16 protein-coding genes and 1 tRNA gene are annotated in these 23,506 nt (G+C 40.2%); 10 read left to right on the top strand and 7 right to left on the bottom strand.

What is annotated here, in order from left to right:
• Positions 1-242 precede the first annotated feature (242 nt).
• Together VB775_RS00275 and VB775_RS00270 are read left to right on the top strand one after the other, a co-directional pair.
• The gene (locus tag VB775_RS00275) at positions 243-827 is read left to right on the top strand and encodes a cobalt transporter (protein ID WP_281007525.1); all 585 of its coding nucleotides are present in this window, start codon (positions 243-245) and stop codon (positions 825-827) included.
• Positions 828-1,056: 229 nt separating this feature from the next.
• Entirely contained in the window at positions 1,057-4,197 is a 3,141-nt protein-coding gene (locus VB775_RS00270; RefSeq protein WP_281007526.1) for an efflux RND transporter permease subunit, read from the top strand.
• Between the two features lie 79 nt (positions 4,198-4,276).
• On the opposite strand, the gene glyA is transcribed toward VB775_RS00270, so the two are convergent.
• Positions 4,277-5,575: a serine hydroxymethyltransferase gene (glyA, locus tag VB775_RS00265; protein WP_281007527.1), complete on the bottom strand. Its 1,299-nt coding sequence runs from the start codon at positions 5,573-5,575 to the stop codon at positions 4,277-4,279.
• A gap of 208 nt (positions 5,576-5,783) precedes the next feature.
• Here glyA and VB775_RS00260 point away from each other — a divergent pair, with 208 nt between their 5' ends.
• A complete protein-coding gene (locus VB775_RS00260) occupies positions 5,784-9,062 on the top strand; it encodes a helicase-related protein (RefSeq protein ID WP_281007528.1) in 3,279 nt (1,092 codons plus the stop codon).
• Between the two features lie 238 nt (positions 9,063-9,300).
• Here VB775_RS00260 and VB775_RS00255 read toward each other — a convergent pair whose 3' ends face one another.
• Positions 9,301-9,450, bottom strand: coding sequence for a type II toxin-antitoxin system HicB family antitoxin (locus VB775_RS00255; RefSeq protein WP_281007529.1), 150 nt, complete (start codon positions 9,448-9,450; stop codon positions 9,301-9,303).
• A 147-nt stretch (positions 9,451-9,597) separates the two neighbouring features.
• On the opposite strand from VB775_RS00255, the gene VB775_RS00250 reads away from it, so the two are divergent.
• The 7 genes from VB775_RS00250 (at position 9,598) to VB775_RS00220 (ending at position 15,943) form a co-directional block, all read left to right on the top strand.
• Entirely contained in the window at positions 9,598-12,903 is a 3,306-nt protein-coding gene (locus VB775_RS00250) for an Eco57I restriction-modification methylase domain-containing protein (RefSeq protein WP_281007530.1), read from the top strand.
• A 62-nt stretch (positions 12,904-12,965) separates the two neighbouring features.
• Complete coding sequence (locus tag VB775_RS00245) at positions 12,966-13,238, top strand: hypothetical protein (RefSeq protein WP_281007531.1); 273 nt, start codon at positions 12,966-12,968, stop codon at positions 13,236-13,238.
• Positions 13,235-13,645, top strand: a complete 411-nt coding sequence (locus VB775_RS00240; RefSeq protein WP_281007532.1) for a type II toxin-antitoxin system VapC family toxin — start codon at positions 13,235-13,237, stop codon at positions 13,643-13,645. Before VB775_RS00245 ends, VB775_RS00240 begins: the two co-directional genes overlap by 4 nt.
• Positions 13,646-13,813: 168 nt before the next feature.
• Positions 13,814-14,080, top strand: a complete 267-nt coding sequence (locus tag VB775_RS00235; protein WP_281007533.1) for a hypothetical protein — start codon at positions 13,814-13,816, stop codon at positions 14,078-14,080.
• Complete coding sequence (locus VB775_RS00230; protein ID WP_281007534.1) at positions 14,077-14,466, top strand: type II toxin-antitoxin system VapC family toxin; 390 nt, start codon at positions 14,077-14,079, stop codon at positions 14,464-14,466. The genes VB775_RS00235 and VB775_RS00230 overlap by 4 nt, the downstream gene beginning before the upstream one ends.
• A gap of 143 nt (positions 14,467-14,609) precedes the next feature.
• Positions 14,610-15,707, top strand: a complete 1,098-nt coding sequence (locus VB775_RS00225) for a WD40 repeat domain-containing protein (RefSeq protein WP_281007535.1) — start codon at positions 14,610-14,612, stop codon at positions 15,705-15,707.
• 149 nt (positions 15,708-15,856) lie between these two features.
• Positions 15,857-15,943: transfer RNA gene (locus tag VB775_RS00220), tRNA-Ser, on the top strand.
• A gap of 235 nt (positions 15,944-16,178) precedes the next feature.
• Here the strand turns inward: VB775_RS00220 and VB775_RS00215 are convergent.
• The 5 genes from VB775_RS00215 to VB775_RS00195 form a co-directional block, all read right to left on the bottom strand.
• Positions 16,179-18,710, bottom strand: coding sequence for a response regulator (locus VB775_RS00215; protein WP_281007536.1), 2,532 nt, complete (start codon positions 18,708-18,710; stop codon positions 16,179-16,181).
• A 99-nt stretch (positions 18,711-18,809) separates the two neighbouring features.
• Positions 18,810-19,367: a Rab family GTPase gene (locus tag VB775_RS00210; protein WP_281007537.1), complete on the bottom strand. Its 558-nt coding sequence runs from the start codon at positions 19,365-19,367 to the stop codon at positions 18,810-18,812.
• Entirely contained in the window at positions 19,368-22,208 is a 2,841-nt protein-coding gene (locus VB775_RS00205; protein ID WP_281007538.1) for an OmpA family protein, read from the bottom strand.
• Between the two features lie 176 nt (positions 22,209-22,384).
• Entirely contained in the window at positions 22,385-23,068 is a 684-nt protein-coding gene (locus tag VB775_RS00200; RefSeq protein WP_281007539.1) for a hypothetical protein, read from the bottom strand.
• A 130-nt stretch (positions 23,069-23,198) separates the two neighbouring features.
• The gene (locus VB775_RS00195) at positions 23,199-23,489 is read right to left on the bottom strand and encodes a hypothetical protein (protein ID WP_281007540.1); all 291 of its coding nucleotides are present in this window, start codon (positions 23,487-23,489) and stop codon (positions 23,199-23,201) included.
• Positions 23,490-23,506: the final 17 nt, after the last annotated feature.

Genomic DNA, 23,506 nt, shown 5'->3' with positions numbered 1-23,506 from the left:
AGAAACAGAAGCTTATAACAATGGGCTTAAGCCCCTTGCCTTTCTCACAAATGAAATAGGATTGATATATGCTGACAAGATTGTAAGCATATATCAATCCCAAAAGTGTGAGGTGGCGCGGCGCACCGCCTCACACTTTTGGGGTTTTGACTTGATTTCATCTAAGTTTCATTGCACCTCTGGCAAACTACTTAATAATTTATTAAGTTCATTGAATTATTAATTGCTTGTGAGGATATCCCATGAAAAAGTTTTCTCTATTTAGTTCTATATTTAGCCCACTATTGGCGGCAGCTTTGACCCTGAGTACCACTGCGATCGCCTTAGCCCATGTGGGACATGGCGATGAATTTCAGGCAACGGGCGGCATCGAGAGGGTAAAGGTAAATGCTCCTACCGATAAACAGTTGGGCATTGAAGTCAAGGCGATCGCCCCTGAAGTTGTCAGCGCCAAAGCAGTGTTGATTCCTATGACGGCGCTGGTGGATGTCGATGGCAAGCAGCTAGTTTTTGTGCAGTATGAAAATTTCTATGAGCCAGTGCCTGTGAAAACTGGCTCCTCTAAAGGAGATTTAATTGAGATTACCGAAGGTCTGTCCGTTGGCGAAAAGCTGGTCACTCAAGGCAGTCTCACCCTCTATGCCGAGTCTCGCAAAACTAAGCCCACCAATACTGCTGCGAGTCCATCAGCAGCACCAATTACCAAAACCGATGCGACCGTAACTAACACGTCTGCAAACAATGCTCCTGCGAATAACACGACTGCAAATAACACGACTGCAACAGCACGGAAGGGGAATTTCCAATCATGCAAGCATCAATTGTAGGTGGCGGTGCATTATTAGTTGCCACAGGTGTGATTGCTTTCACAGCGACTCGTGGCAAGGGCAAGAAGGGAGACTCTTAGAAACCATTTAAGAATTGTCTAGATCCCCCCCAGCCCCCCTTAAAAAGGGGGGAGAATTCAAATTCTTCCCCCTTTTTAAGGGGGATTGAGGGGGATCTCTTAGAACTTTTGACCGCAGCAAGTAATTATTAAATGGTTTCTTAATCTAGATGTTTAATTCTCTGCTCAATCAAACCCTCAAAAACTCGATCGCTCAGCGTTGGCTGATTGTCACCTGTGCAATTGTGGTAACGGTATGGGGCGTTTTCACGATTACGCAAATGCCGTTGGACGTTTTCCCCGAATTTGCACCGCCTCAAGTTGATATCCACACTGAAGCAACGGGACTCGCGCCTGAAGAAGTGGAATCGCAAATCACGATCCCCATCGAGAGCGCTGTCAATGGCTTACCAGGGGTGACGATTGTGCGATCGTCCTCCAAGGTGGGGCTGTCGATGGTGAATGTGGTCTTCGATCAAGATGCTGACATTTACAAAGCGCGTCAGTCAGTGACAGAGCGCTTGCAACAGGTCATGAACCAACTGCCTGAAAACGTGCATCCGCCCGAAATTTCGCCCCTCGCTTCGCCGCTAGGTACGATTTTGCAATATGCCTTTACAGTGAACGGTCAAGGCAAAACTTCATTAATGGATTTGCGCCGTCTTGTTGACAGCACGCTCAAAAATCAGATCCTGTCAGTGGCAGGGGTGACGCAGGTAACTGTTTATGGAGGTGATGAGCGTCAAGAACAGGTGCTAGTCGATCCTGCCAAACTGCGATCGCTAAATGTATCTCTCAATGAAGTAGCCGCAGCCGCTAAGGGTGCAAACTCTAGCGCTCCTGCGGGGTTCCTGATTGGTGGTGGTCAAGAGGTGCTAGTCAGGGGGATAGGTAAAGTCAATTCCATTCGTGATCTGCAACAGTCAGTGGTGAAGGTTAATGATGGTAAGCCGATCCTGTTGCGCGATGTTGCCCAAGTTAAAACGGGTGCTGCATTAAAACGTGGCGATGGCAGTTTTAATGGTCAACCTGCGATCGTGATGATGATCAATAAGCAGCCCGAAATCGACACGCCCACGGTAACGCGATCGGTTGAAGCGGTGATGGCATCTTTACAGAAGACTTTTCCTGCGGATGTTCAGTTAGCGAGAACCTTCCGTCAGTCAAATTTTATTGATGCAGCGATTAAGAATGTGAGCGGCTCTCTGATTGAGGGAATTATCATCGTGTCGGTGATTATGCTGCTATTTTTGATGAATTGGCGGACGGCGGTAATTACCCTGAGCGCGATTCCTCTATCTTTGCTGATTGGATTGATGATCATGAAGGCAGTTGGTTTAGGCATCAATACCATGACCTTGGGCGGCTTAGTCGTAGCGATCGGCTCTGTTGTCGATGACTCGATCGTGGATATGGAAAACTGCTATCGAGGAATGCGGACAAACCAAGCACAGGGCAATCCTAAGCATCCTTTCCAAGTTGTCTATGACACATCGGTAGAAGTCCGTTTGGCGGTGATCTTTTCCACCGTAATTATCGTGGTGGTGTTTGCGCCAATTTTTAGTCTTACGGGTGTAGAAGGACGCATTTTTGCACCAATGGGATTGGCTTATTTGATCTCGATCGCTGCCTCTACCCTTGTCGCCATGACCCTTTCCCCAGCCCTTTGTGCGATTTTATTAGCAGGTCAAACCCTGCCGCAAGAAGGTACTTTTGTTTCCCGTTTAGCCGAACGGCTCTATCGCCCTTTGTTAAATATTTCAATTCGCACACCACAAATTATTCTGGGTATCGCTCTTGCAGCGCTAGTTGCGGCTGTGGCGATCGTACCTTCTCTTGGTCGAGTCTTCTTGCCAGAGTTCCAAGAAAAATCAATGGTTAATTCGATGGTTCTCTTCCCTGGTGTGTCTCTCGACATGACCAATCGGGCAGGGATAGCGCTCTATACTTCCCTCAAGGGCAATCCCCTATTTGATTGGGTGCAAGTGCGATCGGGACGCGCCCCTGGGGATGCCGATGGTGCGGGTGTGAGCATGGCTCATGTGGATGTCGAACTCAGTGACGCTGCGTTAAAAAATCGTGAGGAAAGCATCAAACAATTGCGCGAAGCCTTTACCAATTTGCCAGGAGTTGCTCCTAATATCGGTGGTTTTATCTCCCACCGTATGGATGAAGTGCTGTCGGGTGTTAGAAGTGCGATCGCGGTCAAAATCTTTGGTTCTGACTTGGTTGAACTTCGCAAAATTGGCGAACAAGTGCGCGATGTGATCCAACCGATTAATGGACTTGTCGATTTACAGCTAGAGCCACAGCTACCAATTCGCCAAGTTCAAATTGAATACGATCGCACGGCAGCAGCAACCTACGGCTTGACGATGGCGCAGGTGTCAGAAGTTGTAGAAACGGCTCTCAATGGTCGTGTTGTGTCACAACTTGCTCAAAATCAGCAATTAATTGATGTCACAGTTTCCCTTGCTGACAATGCTCGTAATAACATAGATGCGATTCGGGCGATTCCATTGACTGCTCCGACTGGTCAAACGATCGCGCTTGGAGATGTAGCGAAAGTGGAGTACGGTATGGGTGCAAATGTGGTCAACCGTGAAAATGTTTCTCGCCTAATCGTAGTTTCGGCAAACGTGGCGAATCGTGATTTGGGTAGTGTTGTCGGCGATATCCAAGCCCAGATTCAGCAAAAAGTGCAACTTCCCAATGGTTACTTCATCCAATACGGCGGACAGTTTGAATCTGAGCAACGAGCCACCAATAACCTATTTTGGTACAGCATCCTTGCGGCGATCATCATTGCGGTGTTGATGTTCTTCTCTGTGAAGTCCCTTCCTGCGGCGATCTCGATCATGGTTAACTTGCCCCTAGCTCTAGTTGGTGGCATTGTCTCGATCGCCATCACTAGTAAAGTCATTTCCATCGCTTCGCTGATTGGATTTATTACCCTATTTGGTGTCGCTGTCCGTAATGGTTTATTGCTAGTGGATAACTACAACAATAAGTTTCTCGAAGGTATGCCGATCAAAGAAGCTATCTCTAAAGGCTCCCTAGAGAGAATTAATGCGATCCTGATGACTGCGCTTACCTCGGCGCTAGGCATGTTGCCTCTAGCCATCTCTGGCAGTTCGGGCAATGAGATTTTGCAGCCTCTAGCGATCGTGGTTTTGGGTGGTTTATGTACCTCCACCGCCTTGACCTTGTTAGTGATTCCTTCTGTCTATGCCAAGTTTGGTAAATTCATGGTTCCCAGACAGAAACTTGCAGAACAAGAGTCAGTTTTTGTCTTAGAGTCTAAGGCGTAATACAAAAGCACAAAATGGCTACGCCATTTTGTGCTTTTAAAAATCCCCAAAAGTGTTGCCACACTTTCTTGAATTGGTATTAGGCTGCTAGAGCAGGTTCTTTAGAGCTAATTGTCGGATACTCCAGTTCAGGATAGAGAGGGAAGCGATCGCATAGAGCTTGAACTCTAGCAATACAATCAGCTTGGACTGCATCGCTGTCTGGGCTTAGTAGGCGATCGGCGATGATATTGGCGATTTCGCGGAAGTCAACTTCCTTCAAGCCGCGAGAAGTCATTGCAGGAGAACCAAGACGCAAACCACTGGTCACAAAAGGTGATTCAGGATCGAATGGAACTGTATTTTTGTTGGCAGTGATATTGATACCACTTACTAATAGGTCAGCAACTTTGCCAGTCATACCGATAGAGCGTAAATCGACCAGCAACAAATGGTTGTCAGTACCATTGGAAACTAACTTCAAACCACGTTCTTGCAATTGAGCAGCAAGGGCTTGAGAATTGGCAATCACTTGTCCGCAATAGGTTTTGAACTCAGGACGCAAGGCTTCACCAAAGGCAACAGCTTTAGCGGCGATCACATGTTCGAGGGGGCCACCTTGAGAACCTGGAAAAACTGATTTATCAAACTTTTTACCGAGAGCAGCATCACGAGTCATGATCAAGCCACCGCGAGGGCCACGTAGAGTTTTGTGAGTAGTGGTGGTGACAACATCACAGTAGGGGATGGGGTTAGGATGATGTCCAGAGGCAACTAGTCCCGCAATGTGAGCGATATCTGCCATCAAGTATGCGCCCACTTCATCCGCGATCGCTCTAAATTTAACAAAATCAATAATCCTTGGATATGCCGAGTAACCGCAAATAATTAATTTGGGCTTATGTTGCAAGGCAAGATCACGAATTAAATCAAAATCTAACTGCTCAGTTTCTTTATTTAAGCCGTAATGGACTTTGTTAAACCACATACCTGATACGTTCACAGGGGAACCGTGGGTCAAGTGTCCGCCGTGGGACAAGTCCATACCCAAGAAGGTATCTCCTGGTTTGAGGAGGGTTAGAAATACTGCAAAGTTAGCCTGTGCGCCAGAGTGGGGTTGGACATTGGCATGGGCTGCGCCGAACAATTCTTTGATGCGCTCAATGGCGATCGATTCGATCTCGTCTACAAATTCACAACCACCGTAATAGCGCTTGTTGGGAAGTCCTTCAGCATATTTGTTGGTCAATACTGATCCCTGTGCTGCCATAACTGCAAGGGATGTAAAATTTTCGCTGGCAATGAGTTCGATATTATTGCGCTGTCTTTCGATTTCTTTGCCGATAAAGCCTGCGACAAGGGGATCGGATGCGGCGAGGATGGGAAACAAGTTGGTCATTTTGCTAAGCTTCTGTGCTGATTGTCTGAAATTAATATTGGTCTAAAGCGGTGCTGGGTTAGCCTAAACGAAAACACCCGTCAAATAATAATGCTAACACGCGGTGATAGGTAGCGCTTTGCGCTAAATTAAAATCCAAAGAAATTTTTTGTGGGCGAGGCTTTGCCTCGTCCACAAAAAATTTCTACTTAAATCCTCAATAGGCTATATGTCAACCAAGTTTTTTACGAATAACGAAGAAAATACTTTAATCAAAAAGTTTGAAGGAGTATTTACCTATAATCCGAATATCGAATATTTTGATGCTTTGGTTGGCTATTTTAGAGCGTCTGGTTATTTTAGAGTTAGACCTTTTTTAGATAGGGTTCCTAAAATCAGGATATTGGTGGGAATTAATGTTGATCGCTTGCTTGCCGAAGCGCAAAAATCAGGACTAGAATTTTTTAAGAATCACGATAAGACTAGAGACGAATTTATTGAAGGAATTCAGAAAGATATTGCGGAAGCAAGTTATGACAGAGCTACGGAAATGGGGATTTTGCAATTTATTGATGACATAATTCAAAAAAAGATTGAAGTTAAAGCGCATCCCGACAAGAAAATTCACGCTAAGGTTTATATTTTACGTCCTGAGCCATTTAATGAACATACACCTGCGATCGCAATAACAGGCTCTTCAAATCTTACGGATGCGGGGCTTGGTGGCGGTAACTTTTTTAATTATGAATTCAATGTTCAACTGGGAGAATATGCTGATGTGAAGTTTGCGACTGATGAATTTGAAAAACTTTGGGCTGAATCTGTTGATATTTTGCCAGTCGATCTTCAGGGGATGAAGAAGAAAACTTATCTGAATGAAGATACTACTCCATTTGAGTTATATATCAAACTGTTGGCTGAATATTTTGCTAGTAATGTTGATTATGATCCTGATTCGATTGGGGATTTACCGCAAAACTTTAAGAAGCTTTCTTATCAGGTTGATGCGGTGAATGAAGGTTTTAATATGCTGATTAAGCATAATGGTTTTATTTTGGCTGATGTTGTGGGCTTAGGTAAGACGGTGATTGCGGCGATGGTTGCAAAAAAGTTTTTGAGCAAAAATGGTCGGGATAATACAAAAATATTGGTTGTGTATCCGCCAGCAGTTGAGAAGAATTGGAAAGATACTTTTAAATATTTTGATATTGATAAATATACTAAATTTATTACTAATGGAAGTTTGGATAAGATTATTAATGGACATCAGGACTATTGGAATAAAGAAGAGTACGATTTGGTGATAGCGGATGAGGCGCATAAGTTTCGGAATCATACGACGGGAGCTTTTCAAAATTTGCAGTTGATTTGTAAAAGTCCTAGAGTGAATAAGGGATTTATTTCTGGACTACAGAAAAAAGTGATTTTGGTGTCAGCCACGCCTTTAAATAATCGACCTGATGATATTTTTTATCAGATTCAAATGTTTCAAGATGCGAGACAATCAACTTTAGAGGTTACGAACTTAACGAGATTTTTTAATCCATTGATGGAGCAGTATAAGGAATTAAAGCGTTTTGATGAGCTAGATGTAAATAAACTCAGGGAAATCTATGGGAAAATCCGTAAGAATGTAATTGAACCAATTACGGTGAGGAGAACGCGCAAAGATTTAGAAAATAATGATGATTATAAACTTGATTTAGAGGCGCAGGGGATTAAATTTCCGAAGGTAGAACCACCGCAAAAGGTGGAATATGTGATGGATGACAAGTTAAATACTTTGTTTCATACAACTGTTTTCTATCTCACTAACAAAGAAAAATTAAACTATAGCCGCTATCAGGCGATCGCTGGTTTACATCCCGACATTCAAAAGAAATATTATGAGAATGCGGAAACAGTTTCTAAGTCTTTAGCTTTTATCATGAAAACGCAGTTGGTCAAGCGCTTAGAAAGTAGTTTTGATGCGTTTAGAAATTCGTTACGCAATTTCAAAAAAGCAACTGATCGCATGATTGTGATGTTTGAGAATGATAAGGTATTTATTGCTCCTGATACTAATGTGAATAAGTTGTTAAATGATGGTTGGAGTGATGAGGATATTGAGAAAAAGATTGAGGAATTAGCGGAAGAAAATCCCAAGAATCAAACTTTTAGTAAAGACGACTTTAAGCCAGAATTTATTGATAATTTAAAAAATGATGCGGAATTATTACGAGAGTTACTAAGTAGGTGGGAGGCTGTAGATAATGATCCTAAGTTGGATATTTTTGTTGCTAATTTAGATAATTTGTTTTTTAATCCAGAGACTAATTTAGAAGGAAAGTTAGTTATATTTTCGGAATCAAAGGATACTTTGGATTATTTGGCTGATGTTTTGCAAAATCAAGGTCGTAAGGACGTATTGGTCGTTTCTAGTAAGAATAGAAAGCAGTTATATGAGACGATCACTAGTAATTTTGATGCTAATTGGGAAGCTACTAAACAGGTGAATAATTATAATATTATTCTGACAACTGAGGTCTTGGCGGAGGGGGTTAACTTACATCGCTCTAATGTGGTTATTCATTACGATACGCCTTGGAATTCGACTAAGTTAATGCAAAGGATTGGGCGAGTTAATCGGATTGGTACGAGAGCCGATACTATTTATAATTATGTGTTTTATCCTTCGGCACAGGGGGATGAACAGATTAAATTAAATAAGACAGCGTTTATGAAAATTCAGGCTTTTCATACTGCTTTTGGTGAAGATAATCAGGTATTTTCTACTGAAGAAATTCTAGATGAGGTATCGCTTTTTAGTCGCAATTTTAAGGAAGAAGAAGATGAAAGATTAAAGTTTTTGTTTTTCTTGCGTAATTTTAAAAAGAAGAATAAAGATTGGTTCGATCGCATTAAAAAGCTACCTCTCAAATCACGGGTTGGACGTAATGTGATCGCTATTAATAAGCCTGAGTCTCAAAATGGTACGGTGGCTTTTCTCAAAACTTCACAAAAGTTTGAGTTTTATTGGGTGGGTAGTGATCATCAACCGAAAGAGATTACGGCGATCGCTGCCTTTAAGATTTTTGAGGCTGATCAAGCTGAGAAGGCGGTTGAGTTAATTGCGGAACATCATGATCATGTGAATTTAGCGATCGCTGATTTTGAAGGTTTAGAGCAGGAGTTAGTGCAGTCGCAAATCGATCCAGAAGCATTGGGTGGTGTGGCTATGAGGTCTAAGAATTGGCTTTCTGAAGTTGTTATTAAATGTCCTCAAGTTACTGATCAACAAAAGGAAAACATAAAAAAAATGTTGAATCTGATTAATATAGGTAAATATGCTAATTTGACTACTGAGGTTGATAAGCTGAGAAAAAAGAATTTAAAACCAGATTCTGCGATCTTGTTAGAGATTGATAAAATCTGCGATCGCTATAGTATTAATCTGTCTGATTTTGAAAAAGGCAAAAAGAGAAAAGCTGAAAAACCGATGTTAATTCTTTCAGAATCTTTTAGTTAATAAAAAAATGTTAAATGCCAAGAGGGTAGAGCATTTGCGAATCGAAATTGTTGTGGAAAATTGATGAATTGTCGCGCAAATGCTCTACCCCTACAATTTTTTTTGTGTAAATTCTAATTTAATTTGTTCATGCAGAATATCAGGTTATTGTAATTCTCGTACCAGTGGTACGAGAATTTGGCTGGAGTAAATGTATTGCTATTTTAAAAAAGTGTAAAAACACCAAAAAATGCAGATTTTATATTTTTAAACAGCCTTCCACGGCTTCATATAAATTTTGTAATAGTTCTTCAAAGGTATCTCCCTGTGTTGCACATCCAGCGATCGCAGGAACTTCTGCCCAATAGCCGCCTTCTTCGGCTTCATGAATAACGACTTTAAGTTTCATAAATTTACGATTACGTTTTGAATTATTTTTATATTAACATTTTGCATTGACAGCCCTAAAAATGTGATGAAATATCTGATAAGATTAATGAATATTTTAGTCTGATAAGATTAATGAATATTTTAGTTTGAAGCGATCTCCTTAGTCATGCCTGAAATTAAACAGCTATTTAGCAATGCTTATAACCGAGCTAGTTGGAAACAGTTTTTGGCTGGGGTATTTGTGGGCGCTGACTTATTTCTAGAACCCAATAGCGTTGATGTTGATACCCATGTTGCTACTAGCGCTCAAAGATTGGGTTTTATTAAGATTAATGAGGATGGAATTGAGAAACAAATAGTGCTGTATGAGGTGACGCTAGCGGATGGAATTATTTTGGAACGTAATCGGGTGGGATTACGGAATGCGTTGCGAAAACATTACGGTAATTATGCTGCCGCTTTTATTGTTTATCATCGTCCTGAAGATCGCAATTGGCGCTTAACTTATGTCTCAGAATTTGCAGGGACGGAACCGAAGCGCTATACCTATGTTTTGGGTGAGGGGGAAACGGTGCGGACGGCGGTGAGTCGTTTTGAGAAGATTCAGGAGAAGGGGCGCGGGGTTAGTTTAGATGATGTGAAGGATGCCTTCTCGGTGGAAAAGCTTTCTAAGGTGTTTTTTGGTGATTATAAGAAGCATTACGAGGATTTTTGTAATCATATGCTTGCTGATCCTTATAGTTATCAGACAATTTTTAAGGGCGATGAGAAGGGGATTCGGGATTTTAGTAAGAAGTTGTTGGGGCGGATTGTGTTTTTGTACTTTATCCAGAAGAAGGGTTGGCTGGGTGTGAAGGTTGGGGATGCTTGGGGGAAGGGTGATTTTAATTTTTTGACGGATTTGTTTCAACGGAACAAGGCTCTTTTTTATGAGCAGTTGTTGTCGCCTTTGTTTTTTGATACGTTGAATACGAAGCGTGATCATGATGTGATTGAGTTGGTTGCGGGGGAGCCTTGTCGGATTCCTTATCTAAATGGTGGTTTGTTTGAGGAAGACGATCGGATTCATCGTAGTTTGGTGTTTCCTGTGCAGTTATTTGAGAAGCTGTTTGAGTTTTTCAATCAATACAATTTCACGATCTATGAGGATGATCCGAATGATCATACTGTGGCGGTTGATCCTGAGATGTTGGGACATATTTTTGAGAATCTATTGGAAGACAATAAGGATAAGGGGGCTTTTTATACGCCGAAAGAGATTGTGCATTATATGTGTCAGGAGAGTTTGATCGAGTATCTGACGACTTGGTTTGAGAATAATGGTTATAAAGTGGTGGGTTTTGTCACTATTGGTAAGCCTGAACAGCCGAGTTTGCTTTCTGAGAATACGGTGCGGGAGGGTCAGTTAGAGTTAGAAGTGCCTGTGGAGGCTGAGTCTAATACTAAACAGATTAATCGGGTTTTGATTGAGAAGTTGTTGAAGAAGACTTTGAGTGATGATGAGAGGTTGTTGGTTGGCGGCTATGCGGATAAGTTCAATGTGGCGTTGGATGCGGTGAAAATTTGTGATCCTGCGATCGGTTCGGGGGCGTTTCCGATGGGATTGTTGCATGAGATATTTACGACAAAGCAGACTTTGTATGGGATTGTGCATGGTAATGCAAATGGGTTTGCGGCTTCGGAGGTGAAGTTAAATATTATTCAGAATAGTATTTATGGTGTGGATATCGAGCGCGGGGCGGTGGATATTGCGCGGTTGCGGTTTTGGTTGAGTTTGATTGTGGATGAGAGTGATCCGAAGCCTTTGCCGAATTTGGATTATAAGATTGTGGTGGGGAATAGTTTGGTGAGTAAGTTGGATGATCAGGTGATTGATCTGGATTGGGGAATGAAGGGGATTAAGCAGACAAATATTCTCTATGATGTGTCGAAGCCTGAGAGAATTTTGCGGTCTATCGGTGAGAAGCAACGGGAGTTTTTTAGTCCTGACAGCAATAAAAAGCAGTTGTCATCGGAGATTCGGGATCTCAAGATTGATTTGTTAATCAGTCAGTTGGAGTTGATGATTAAGGATCGCGGGTTGGAGGCTGCGCCGATTGGTACAGGCAAAAAGTTAGCGGAAGAAACCAAGAAGCATTTACAAACGCTTGGATGGAAAAGTACGATCTCTCAGTTAAAGAAGTTACGGGCTAAGCCTGATGGTGTGCTTAACTTTTTTGATTGGAAGTTGGATTTTCCAGAGGTGATGAATGAGCGGGTTTGCGATCAGGTTGGATTTGATATTGTAATTGGTAATCCTCCATATAAAATCATTTTTGATACTGAAGAGAAAAAAGTACTTGAAGATAAATTCCCAACATTCAAGAGAAATAATGATCTGTATGTTGCTTTTTTTGAAAAATGTTTTAAATTATTGAAAAACAAATCAACTCTTAGTTTTATCACTCCTAATACATTCATTAACGGAGATTATTTTAAACCATTACGAAAAGAAATCACTTCGTATTTTTGGATTATGGAATTAATTGGTTTTAAAGAATCAAAAGTATTTAGTGATCCAACTGTGTATGTATCAATCTCATTTTTTAAAAAAATCAATCAAAATGAGATTGACAATAAAAACACAAAACTAAAATTGAGTAACGAAGACTTCTCTTCAACTATTGTTAAAAATATTACCCTAAAGTTGTCATCAGAAGAAGCATTTAAAGAGTCTAATTATTTACTTGATAGATTTAACAAAAACTATTTAGATGAGTTTTTCTATGTTAAAGATGTCGGCTTTAAATACTGGAGTATAGGGAAGGGTAAAAAGAGAGATGGTAATTCTATTGGCGATAGAATTTTATATTCTGGAAAACAAAAAGATATTAAAGATTTGCCTTTTATAAAAGGTAAAGATATATCCAAAAATTTTATTAATGAGCCAAGCCATTTTTTGAGACATAATTACAATGACTATTTAGTTAAAGGAATTGATATCTTTAGATATTCACAGGAATTCCTACAAATTAACCCCAAAATAGTATATAGACAAACTTCAAATAAAATTATTGCGGCTCTCGATACAAGCAAATATTTATGTGATAAAACTGTACATATTATTGTTCCACGTCAAAATCAACCATATAGTTTAATCCTAGTGTTAGCTTTGATTAATTCTAATTTATTTGATTATTTTTATAAATTTATCTCTCAAGAAACAGACGGAAGAGCTTTTGCCCAAGTTAAAGCTACTTATATAAAAAAGCTTCCACTTCCAAATATTGATAGATTAAAAGGGACATCCATATATAAAGTTGCTAATGAAGTTGTAACTCTAAAATCCGAAGGTAAAGACACCACTGCATTAGAACAACAAATCGACAACCTCGTTTACAAACTTTACGAACTCACCTATCAAGAAGTAAAAGCGAGCGATCCAGAATTTGAACTAACAGAACAAGAATACACAGAAATTAAAATGGAGTAAAGCCTGTAATACAAATAAAATTAAAAGTTCCATAAACAATAAAGATAATAGGAGTAAATACCATGTCAGACAAAGAACAACTAATCCATGAACTCGATCAAGCGCCCGACTTTCTAGTGCGCGAAGTCTTGAACTTCTTTTTATTCATCAAAACTCGAACCAATGAAAACTACAAACAAGAATCTATCCACAAGACCAAAGAATCTAATATTCCAGATTTTTTGAGCTTTATTGATCAAGTCAATTCTGAGATCCCAACAGAAACAAATATTCCTAAAGACCTTGCCAAAAATTTAGATCATTATCTATACGGCACACCCAAAGAACAAGCATGAAAAAAGTATTTGCAGATACAGGCTATTGGATTGCCCTACTCAACCCCGACGATGACCTACATCAAAAAGCCCGACAAATATCAGTTACCTTAATCTCAACCCCCATAGTTACCAGTGAAATGGTATTTACTGAACTTCTCAACGCCTTCTCTGGCAAAGGTAAATCCTATCGACAAAAAGCCGTTAGATTTATCAAACACGCCTTTACAAATCCTGAAATCGAAGTGGTTTTGCAGACTGACGCACTATTTCAAAATGCTCTTGAGCTATACGATCAACGTCCCGATCAAGCTTGGAGTCATACAGATTGCACATCATTTCAAATCATGCAGCAACAAAATATATTAGAAGCGATCGCCTATGATAAACATTTTGAACAAGCAGGATTTATAGCCTTGCTGAGATAAATCGAAGAAGTTTACCTATGCTGATACGAGTGAATTAGAAAAGGCGATCGACAACCTCGTTTACAAACTTTACAAACTCACCTATCAAGAAGTAAAAGCGATCGATCCAGAATTTACACTAACAGAACAAGAATACACAGTAATTAAAACAGAATAGGAGGTAAAAAAATGACACTCGCCGAACTACTACCCGCCGCCCGAAAACTCACTGTAACAGAAAAAGTTAAACTAATTCGGATTCTTGCAGAAGACCTAGATACACTTGAAGACATCCAGCCATCAGAAACCTTAAAAGATCAAAACTTATCCAAAGCAGTTACAACAAAGAGTAAAAAACAACGCCCATTTGGTTTATGCGCTGGAGAATTTGTAGTTCCCGAAGACTTCGATGCACCATTGCCAGAAGAAATTTTGCAAGCCTTTGAAGGAAAATGAAAATTTTGTTAGACACACATATTTTCTTATGGTTTATCAGTCGTGATCAACGACTAACGATAGATATGCAAGAAATCATTCAAGACCTAGACAACGAAATTTATTTAAGCGTTGTTTCGACTTGGGAAGCCATTGTTAAATATCAGTTAGGTAAACTACTATTGCCAGAATCTCCTGAAATATACTTCCCTAAACACTGCGATCGCCATCAAATTCTTAATCTCGATCTTGATCAAGCCAGTGTAACTCAACTAGCTAAGCTCCCATCTTTACATCGAGATCCCTTTGACAGAATGCTTATTTGTCAAGCCATACAAAATGACATGGCGATCGCCACAGTAGACGAAGCAATTAGAGCTTACCCAGTCAATTTACTTAAACTGTGACAAACTGCTAAAAAAGGCGATCGCCATGCTGATACGAGCGAATTAGAAAAGGCGATTAATAATTTAGTTTACAAACTCTATATAATTCACCCATTTAGCTTCACGGAAGCTGAATATAAAGCGATAAAAGTAAAATAATCACTATGCCCAAGCCGAAGACTACTCTGATCCTTAACCCCAAACCCCAATCGCAAATTACGCTCAGTGAATATATCACCGAGATCGCATGGTCACCCAATAGTAAATACCTCGCCGCCGCCACCGCCGCAGGAGAGCTAGCTCTATTCGATGAAGCAAAGGCGGGTAATGATCTCCAGCAAAAACTGATTGAATTACAAGCACCAACAGAAATTTCGGTAGATTGTCTGGGATTCTCGGCAGATGGGCAATGGCTAGCATCGGGGGGACAGGATGGTAAGGTGCGCGTATGGAAGTTAGATGGGGAGAAACCTGCGATCGCCGCAACCCTCGATCTTGGCAAAACATGGATCGAGCATCTAGTTTGGCATCCCACACGCGCTGAATTTGCGTTTAGCTTCGGCAAATATGTGCAAATCTGGAGCGCGGAAACTTTAGATATTGTAACGACTTTGCATTTTGAGCAGTCAACGGTTTTGGCGATCGCTTGGCATCCAAACGGCGAATATCTTACAGTTGGCGGTGATGGAGGGATTAGAGTTTGGTCTGCTAAGGATTGGTATGAAGATCCAATTCCATTTGAAATGCCTACTGCTACATCTAAATTGGCTTGGGATCGCATTGGAGAATATCTAGTCGCCAGTACTCTCGACAACTTAGTAGTGGTGATGCAATGGCTCGGAACTGATTTTGATGCTTCACCTTGGCGGATGCAGGGCTTTCCTGGAAAGATCCGCTCCTTTGATTGGTCTGCGAGCAAAACTTCGCCGTTATTGTCTTCCTCTAGTGGCTCGGATGTGGTCGTATGGGAAAAACACGCTGACCTGAATGTGGGTTGGGAAGGTGAAGTGATTAAAGGGCACAACAGCATTGTGGGTATTGTTGCTTTTAAGCCCAAATCAGCAATACTGGTTTCTGCCGATGAAAATGGCAGAATTGCTATTTGGAAAGATGCTAAGGATTGGGTGCAGGCTTTAGAAACGCCAATGGGTGAGATTACGGCTTTGCAATGGCAACCTCATGGCAAAAAGTTAGCCGCCGCCAATGCTGATGGAGAGCTAATGCTTTGGACTGAATCTTCACAGGGCAAAGGTTTTCGATAAGTAAAAGGCATCACTTAGTGATGCCTTTTACTGGGATTGGTTTTAAAAACGCAAAATGGCGTAGCCATTTTGTGTTTTGGTATAAAGCACACATACCGTGATATCATAACAATTGCTTTGCTTAGCCTAAGAACCTACATGACATATTTGGAGAGGTGGCAGAGTGGTTGAATGCGTCTGACTCGAAATCAGATTTAGGGTCACACCTAACGGGAGTTCGAATCTCCCCCTCTCCGTACCATAAAAATAACCTCAGTTCGGGTTAATTTCAAACTACTTCCTAAGATAGGATTCGCGCAGCGAACCCTATCTTAGAGCAAAAACAGTAAAAACCTCGCTTCGCGAGGCTTTTACTGTTTTTGCTCTTAAAATTTTGTAGCTTATCCCGAACTCACGTAAAAAATAATAAGGTAATAAGGAGAGATTGCTGCGTCGCAGCAATCTCTCCTTATTATTTTTTACAGCGCGTTGCTATATGATCCAACTCCGCAAATTCTCTTTAAGTTTTTGTTTGATAATCCAATCCTCAAGCGTCTCCTTAAGTTGTTGTCTACGGATTGGCTTACTAAGAAAATCATCCATTCCCATCGCTAAACAGCGATCGCGATCTTCTGTAAAGGCATTAGCAGTCATAGCAATGATCACGACATGTTTTGATGACCTTGTAGTAGATTCGAGTTGACGGATAACTTGAGTTGTAGCATATCCATCCAATAAAGGCATCTGACAATCCATCAAGATAATATCGTAATCTTTAGACTGCATTAACTCCAATACCTGTTCTCCATTCTCCGCTAAATCTGCTTGACATCCCAATTGGGATAAATACGTCATTGTCACTTTCTGATTGACAATATTATCTTCGGCTAATAGAATTTTCGATTTTCTTAACTCTTCTAACCCAATATTTGGCTTAGAGTTATCTCGAAGATGGTGAATAACTGCACTCGCAGCAGAATCATTAGGTAAAACTGGATGCTCAATACCCAGAGATAAATACAGGGATTTAAGTAGTCGCTGCGCCTTAAAAGGCTTCGTAACATACCCACAAAATCCTTGATGGATGATTGTTTCCGTTTCACCTTGTCTGTTGGCAGTCAGCATTGCCATAATCGGTAAATCGGCAAATCCTTCTTTCCCATGAATTAGCTGGACTAATTTAGAACCATTAAAACTAGTCAGTCCCCAATCTATAATGGCAACATCAACCTTGTGACTAGTATCGAGATATTTGAGTGCGTCAACAATATTAGATACCTCATAGACTTCTGCACCAAATTTAGCGAGTTCATAACCTATAGCATGGCGAGTATGTCGGTTTGCATCAACTACTAAAATACTCCGCTTACCTAAAGCATGAGCATTATCATCTAGAGGTGGGGGATTTGAAATGGGTTGGAGCGCGAAAGGAATCCTAAACCAAAAACAAGTCCCTTTGCCATTCTCGACGGGGCTAGATACACCGATCTCACCTTGCATTAGCTCCACCAACTGACGACAGATTGCTAGTCCTAGTCCAGTACCACCAAAACGGCGATTGGTAGAGGTGTCAACTTGGGAAAAAGGTTTAAATAGCTTATCTTGATTTTTGGAATCAATGCCAATACCCGTGTCAATGACTGAGAATCGCAAATAGACTGGAGATTGTGGCGAATCCTTATTTGTTAGAGGGTTGTCTTGCTCAAAATTGCGATCGCGTTCGACGCGCACAACAATCTCGCCCTCAGTCGTAAATTTAATTGCATTACCAATTAAATTCATCATAATTTGTCTAAATCTAACAGTATCTGCTATTAATAAATTTGGTAAGCCTTTATCAAAACAAGCATTAATTTCTAGTCCTTGATTATGGGCTTGTAATGCAAAAAGCTCCAAAATTTCTTCTATACACTTGTTCAAATCAAAGGGTAGATTCTCTAATTTTAATTGTCCTTCTTCTAATTTTGACAAATCTAAAATACGGTTAATTAAACTAAGCAATAAATTGCCGCTCAACCGAATATTTTCTACAAAATCCTGTTGACGATCATCTAGAGGTGTTGCAAGTAATAGCTCGGTCATTCCCAAAACCCCATTCATGGGAGTCCGAATTTCATGACTCATATTTGCTAAGAAAATGGTCTTAGCTTTTGCTGATTGCTCAGCAAATTGTCTCGCGGCTAATAGTTCTTGTTCTTTTCGCTTCAGTTCTGTAATATTACGACCAACATAGACAAAATTATGGCTAGATTCAACATTATACTCAAGTTGATGGTTTTGGATAGTTGAGCAAGAGAAAGATATCAAAATCTCCTCACTAGTTTTTGATAGACATAATATTTCGATATTTGTAAAATATCGATCGCTATCTAACAACTGTTCATTATTTAACTGGTTTTTTAGATAATTTTGATGAATCAAATCTAATTGATTAGGATTTTTAAATAATGAAGCGATCGACCCATTCACTAGTTCATCTTGAGAATAACCAAATAAGTTGATCGCCGCAGGGTTAATCGTCTTAATTTTGCCTTGATAATCAGTGACAATTAGAGAATCAGCCATCGCAGAAATAATTTTGTCAATATATTCCTTTGATTTTAATAAAGCATTAGCGAGTAAATCTGATTCATTAGCTCTTTGCATTAATGTCTGGGACATTATCATCACATCTGTGGCATCTTCAATGCAGATAATAATATTCTTATCTTCTTCTTCTAATTCATTTGTGCCAATAATATAGAAATTAAAATAGAGAGGTTCTTGAGGATTGAGTGAACGACACACTCCTTTAATTTCAAGACTAGTAAGTTGGTTGAGCCAAATATTATTAAAAGATTCTTCTAACCCAATTATTTCTGGAAATGCATTCCGAATATCTTTGTTTAGTAATGATTCGTAGGGATATTCAGAAAATCGTTCGGCTCCATAGGAAGTATCAGTAATCACAAACTGTCGATCAATCGTAATAAACGATCGCTCTGAAGCAGTGAGAAGTTTTTTTAGAAGTTTTGACTGTTTCATAGCAGTTAATGATTTGATCAATAAGAATGCTGAACGATTATTTATTGGAAATATTCTTACTTGTAGCCTTCTAATACTTTGATTGTAGTCGTAGGGCCTTTATTCTAGCATTAGCATCTGAAATGCTAATTTTTTGAATGTTTCATCAACGCCTTCACCAGTTTTAGCGGATGTAATATTTATGGATATATTTAGGTTCGCAAAGTCGGCAGGGATAGATTGCAGTAGTCTCTCCCTCTCATGACTTTCAATTAAATCAACTTTGTTCAAGGCGATGATTAAGTTGGATTGAGGATTAATGGATTGAAAAAGCTGTACATGATCTTTGAGATTTTGCATACTTGAGTTTCTGGTCACATCGCCAACGATGATTGCTCCCTTTGCGCCTTGTAAATAACTAGGCGCGATCGCCTTAAATCGAGTACTGCCTTCGATATCCCAAATAATTAACTGCAATTGTTTTAATTCTACTGAAGAATCATTAAAACTGGCTTCATTAATTGATACTAATTTTCGAGAGATTTTTACACCAACCGTTGACAAATATTTATCGCTAAATTGACGGTCAACAAATTGGCGAATTAGGCTAGTTTTACCAACACCAAAATCACCAATCAGACATATTTTTTGAGAAATTACTTTGGTAGAAGAATGCATTTACTTAGATATAGACATGGGCTTTAAAATTGGTTGAAATTCTACCCACCTTAACATTTGGTCAGAGGGGCGCTGAATAGATATATCGATTATCCCAGAAAGATGTAATCGTTTAGCATTTACACCTCTTTGCAATAGAGCATCACGAACTGATTGAGCGCGTTTCATTCCCAGTTGGTAGTTGATAGCAGGATCACCAATGTTATCATTCTTTACCAAAATCTTAATATTGTAATCTGGGTAAAGATCCAGAAAAGCTTGAATTTCTATTAGTTTCGCAGTGTCACTTGGTTCTAGGGTGGTCACCCACAGTGGAAAGTAAATACGTGTTGATAGTTTTGGGGTCAGAATCGTAGCTGCATTGCTAACAGTCGAAATTCCTGCGATTTTAGTGAATGCTTGGGTGATTTTAGGGAGCATTCTGGGTTGTTCAATCTGTCCTGTAATTGTTAATTGTCCATCTTTAAATTGGCTCTGAATATTTACGCCTTGGGTATAGTTGAGGGCTGTAGTAAGGCGTTGGACTTCGAGTGCCACAAGCTCAGGATCGGGCGGTATATTAGCTGTATAGATATTGTTGTTAATTTTGCTGTGGGCTATTTCTGATTTTGAGGTGGCGATCGCTACTTGCAGGGCGAGATCGCGCAAATGTTGATTTGGCAATTTGCCTGTTAATTTCAATCGATCACCATCGGCAATGATATTCAGTCGATAGACGGCTAGTTCGGGCGTACCAGCAAAGGCTTCTAAGACTTTGGCTTCAAGCTGGCGAGCGCGATTAGCATGATATTGAAAAATTCCTATCGGCACAAAAATCAGGGCAAGTACCGCTAAACCTATAAAAATCAGCGTTTTTGGTGATTGTTTAGAAGATTTAGGTTGTTCAACTTCTATTAATGTTTTGAGTTGAATTTCTACTTCCATTGGAATGATACTAGGATCGCCGTCAAATTCTTTAAAGCGATCGCCATAGACTTGCACGACTCGACCAAAAACATCGCGAATTTTGTTTACCAAAGCCGCGTCAGGCTCTCCTTGAATGATTACTGCAAGATAACAATATCCCGCCACTTCTAGCAAAATTTTAGAACCACTATAATTAATCGCATCAAGTTCCGTGGTACTTTCCGATCGCGATATACATTCATTGGCAAAGCTCCGAATTGCGGTCAGCATACCAGCTAACATATCTGAGTCAATTGGCTCGACTAAGGAATCAAGATCGCTTTTTTGGATATCAATTATTACTAGTCCAGAAAGGTTGTGAATCAAAAATATGGCTTGGATTTCAAAGGGAACTGATTCTTTAAGAATCAATTCGGCTTCAGATACACCTTTCATTCTGGCACGAAATTTACGCTGTAGCCCTTCTAGACTAAAAGTTTGCTCAACCTTTTCGTTAATAGAACGAATTGCTTCCGCAAAATATTTAGCGATCGTATTCCCAATTACAGGATAAAGGGCATCAACCATAGCATCACGTTCTAACACGATCTGTTGCTTAATTGCAGCTCCCATTTCTGGCGCAAGTGCATCAACGATTTCATCTCGATCAATCCGAATTTGCTCACGAATAGCCGCTCCAACTTCTGGTCCAAGGGCTTTTGCTATTTGCTCAGGGTTATTACGAATTTGCTCGCTTATTGCATTGGGAAGTAGATCGGCGATCGCATGACTCATGGATACGCGATCTAGTTGCGATCGCTCAAAGATCACCTCGGCGATAATTGGCGTAATCGCTTGACACATTTCTTCTCTAGCTTGATCGGCTTTGAGGCTGAGCAACTCAGCAATAATTGGCAGCAAAAGCTGGACTAATTCTGCGGGTTGATTAATTTGATTTTCTAACTGAGCAAGACGATCTCTAACCCCCTCAATCTCCATTGGAATATTGCTCTTTTCATCGTCCATCGCCGACAGTCTACGCGAAGCATTGTGTAGAAGACTTTCCAAACCCTCAATTTTATTCATTATTTCAGGATTATTAACCTGACTTTCAACAATTCCCAGCTTTTGCTCAACCGCAATTTTAAAGCTTCGTAAATCTTCTAACTCTGGCACAACCAGAATATCCTGTAAAAGATGTAAAGCCTCATCATCTGATGAGCTTTTTAAATAGGAGCTTTGTGACTGTGGTTGTACTTGAGGTCGAGAAGTAGGTACTGAGATGGATTGAGAGATTTGAGAAGAGTTTGTTTGAGAAATTTGAGGGATTTGTGGAGATTCTATTTGGACTTTATTACTACCTAAGAGAAGATCTTGAATTAGATTTACGGCTGCTATTTCTTCTTTTTTGGAAGAATCTATTGGTTCTAACTGAGCATATTTAGCATTGTCAGCAAGATCTATGTTTTCAGTGGTTTGTTCTGCTGTTTGCCGATCTTGAACAGCATGATCAAACCCATTCTTAGCAGGTGGAATATCTCTTAAAAAAGGTAGCTCATCGAGTAGGCTAGGGAAAGGATATACGGAAGGCGATCGCACTATATCTAAAAAATCTTCATCTGCATATTTTGGTCTGGGCTTAGCCACTGAGTTCTGTCCATTTGGCGATCTCGCTACATCTGAGAACTCATCACCTAGAGATTGGGGACTAGACTTAGCTGATAAATTCTGTTCAATATCAAACAAACTTGAGCGAGATTTAGTTTCCTTGTCTTGACTATCTTGATTGTCGATCTTTAAAAAGATTGAATCATTTATTCCTTGATGATTTTGTGGTTCTTTAGATTTTTCAGAGTCAATAATATTCAACTCAGAGAGCAAGAGTAAAAACTTCTCAACATCACTGAGTGCTTTATTTTGGAAGTTACCCTTCTGCTCTCCTTTTTGCTCTGACATACTACTTTTTCACAATGACAGTATTTTTGTACTATAGCAATGAAAGTTTTGCTTAGAACATAAAACCAAAATAAATGAAGGTGGCGCAAAGAGCCACCTTCATTTATTTTGGTTTGCGATGCAAAAAAAGGGGCTTCAGCCCCTTTTTTTGCATTTGCGTTTACTTTTTACGGAATTTATGGCTTGGCTTTAGAAGTGCGTGATGTAGTTCTAGTTGCAGGGCTAGTTGCCTCCGCACTAGTTGAGACTTTTGGCTCAGAATCGAGGATACTCACCCGTTCATACTTCTCTTCCACCTTTTCTTCAGCCGCCTCACGCAGTTCAGGTACAAACTCAGAACCCTTAAGTCGCATACCTAACTCGAATAGCAACTCCGCCATGTCATCTTTAGAAAGCTTATCTTCCCGCAGAATTGAGAAATGGCGGTCTAGCTCCTCGAAAACTAGCGATCGCAATTCACGAGTATCATTTTGTAAATTATCTCTAGTTTGGGCAATTTCTTCCCGCAGGGCTACTCGTTGCGCTTCAACGGTCTCATCAAGAGTCTCAATACTATTGGTAAACTTGCGATTAATGCGATCGAATTGTTGACGTAGGTCGGCGGCTTCCTCCTGAGTAGAGGTACTAATCGTTTTTAGTCGCTTATCAATAGATTCAACTGCCGCCCGTAACTCACTGGCTAACACTGATTTCAAGTCATTAAGGCGATCGCGCACATCTTGCTGAATCGCTGTTATATCCGACTCAGCCTTATCAAGCCGACTAGTGTATTCGCGCAAATGTGCGCCGAAAATGATATCGCGAATTTGATCGATATTGCCTAAGCGTTCGCGGATCTCATCTCTGGTGATTTCACCCATTAGGTTACCTCTAGGAATGATTTGAATAGATACGAAGTTTTTGGTCTCAAGGCTCTACATACTAAGGTTTGCAAGTTGCTATAGACAACTTACAAATCGTAAAACCCATACTAATTTTGGCTTGCAATTTTTACATTGTCCATGCCAATGTAAAAACTTTGATATGCATAATGTTTCTGGCGATCGCCACTAAACATAACCATAGCAAAGTCTTGCCATTTTTGCTGTCTTTTGGTAACAGTGCTTTGCCCTTCCCTCCATTTTTAGACGTAATCCCTAAACACAAAGCGACATAGCCATTTTGAGCGTTGAAAAAAACACCAGCCTGCGAAAGTTTCCTTGACTTTTTACGAAATATAGTGTCATTTCGTAGAATTGTTATTAATTTGGGTAATATAAACACAGCACTGCTAGTTGGCATTGTTATTACTGGCAAAA

This window comes from Pseudanabaena sp. CCNP1317, from assembly GCF_034931345.1.
GTDB classification, from domain to species: Bacteria; Cyanobacteriota; Cyanobacteriia; order Pseudanabaenales; family Pseudanabaenaceae; genus Pseudanabaena; species Pseudanabaena galeata.
Note: the sequence above shows the minus strand (reverse complement) of the source record. Positions and strands in the feature narration are given on the sequence as shown.

Coding starts and splice junctions, on each gene's coding strand:
- VB775_RS00270 (WP_281007526.1), top strand. CDS start 1,057: ATGTTTAATTCTCTGCTCAATCAAACCCTCAAAAACTCGATCGCTCAG.
- VB775_RS00210 (WP_281007537.1), bottom strand. CDS start 19,367: ATGCATTCTTCTACCAAAGTAATTTCTCAAAAAATATGTCTGATTGGT.
- VB775_RS00275 (WP_281007525.1), top strand. CDS start 243: ATGAAAAAGTTTTCTCTATTTAGTTCTATATTTAGCCCACTATTGGCG.
- VB775_RS00235 (WP_281007533.1), top strand. CDS start 13,814: ATGACACTCGCCGAACTACTACCCGCCGCCCGAAAACTCACTGTAACA.
- VB775_RS00245 (WP_281007531.1), top strand. CDS start 12,966: ATGTCAGACAAAGAACAACTAATCCATGAACTCGATCAAGCGCCCGAC.
- VB775_RS00230 (WP_281007534.1), top strand. CDS start 14,077: ATGAAAATTTTGTTAGACACACATATTTTCTTATGGTTTATCAGTCGT.
- VB775_RS00195 (WP_281007540.1), bottom strand. CDS start 23,489: ATGCCAACTAGCAGTGCTGTGTTTATATTACCCAAATTAATAACAATT.
- VB775_RS00260 (WP_281007528.1), top strand. CDS start 5,784: ATGTCAACCAAGTTTTTTACGAATAACGAAGAAAATACTTTAATCAAA.
- VB775_RS00250 (WP_281007530.1), top strand. CDS start 9,598: ATGCCTGAAATTAAACAGCTATTTAGCAATGCTTATAACCGAGCTAGT.
- VB775_RS00255 (WP_281007529.1), bottom strand. CDS start 9,450: ATGAAACTTAAAGTCGTTATTCATGAAGCCGAAGAAGGCGGCTATTGG.
- VB775_RS00200 (WP_281007539.1), bottom strand. CDS start 23,068: ATGGGTGAAATCACCAGAGATGAGATCCGCGAACGCTTAGGCAATATC.
- glyA (WP_281007527.1), bottom strand. CDS start 5,575: ATGACCAACTTGTTTCCCATCCTCGCCGCATCCGATCCCCTTGTCGCA.
- VB775_RS00225 (WP_281007535.1), top strand. CDS start 14,610: ATGCCCAAGCCGAAGACTACTCTGATCCTTAACCCCAAACCCCAATCG.
- VB775_RS00240 (WP_281007532.1), top strand. CDS start 13,235: ATGAAAAAAGTATTTGCAGATACAGGCTATTGGATTGCCCTACTCAAC.
- VB775_RS00205 (WP_281007538.1), bottom strand. CDS start 22,208: ATGTCAGAGCAAAAAGGAGAGCAGAAGGGTAACTTCCAAAATAAAGCA.
- VB775_RS00215 (WP_281007536.1), bottom strand. CDS start 18,710: ATGAAACAGTCAAAACTTCTAAAAAAACTTCTCACTGCTTCAGAGCGA.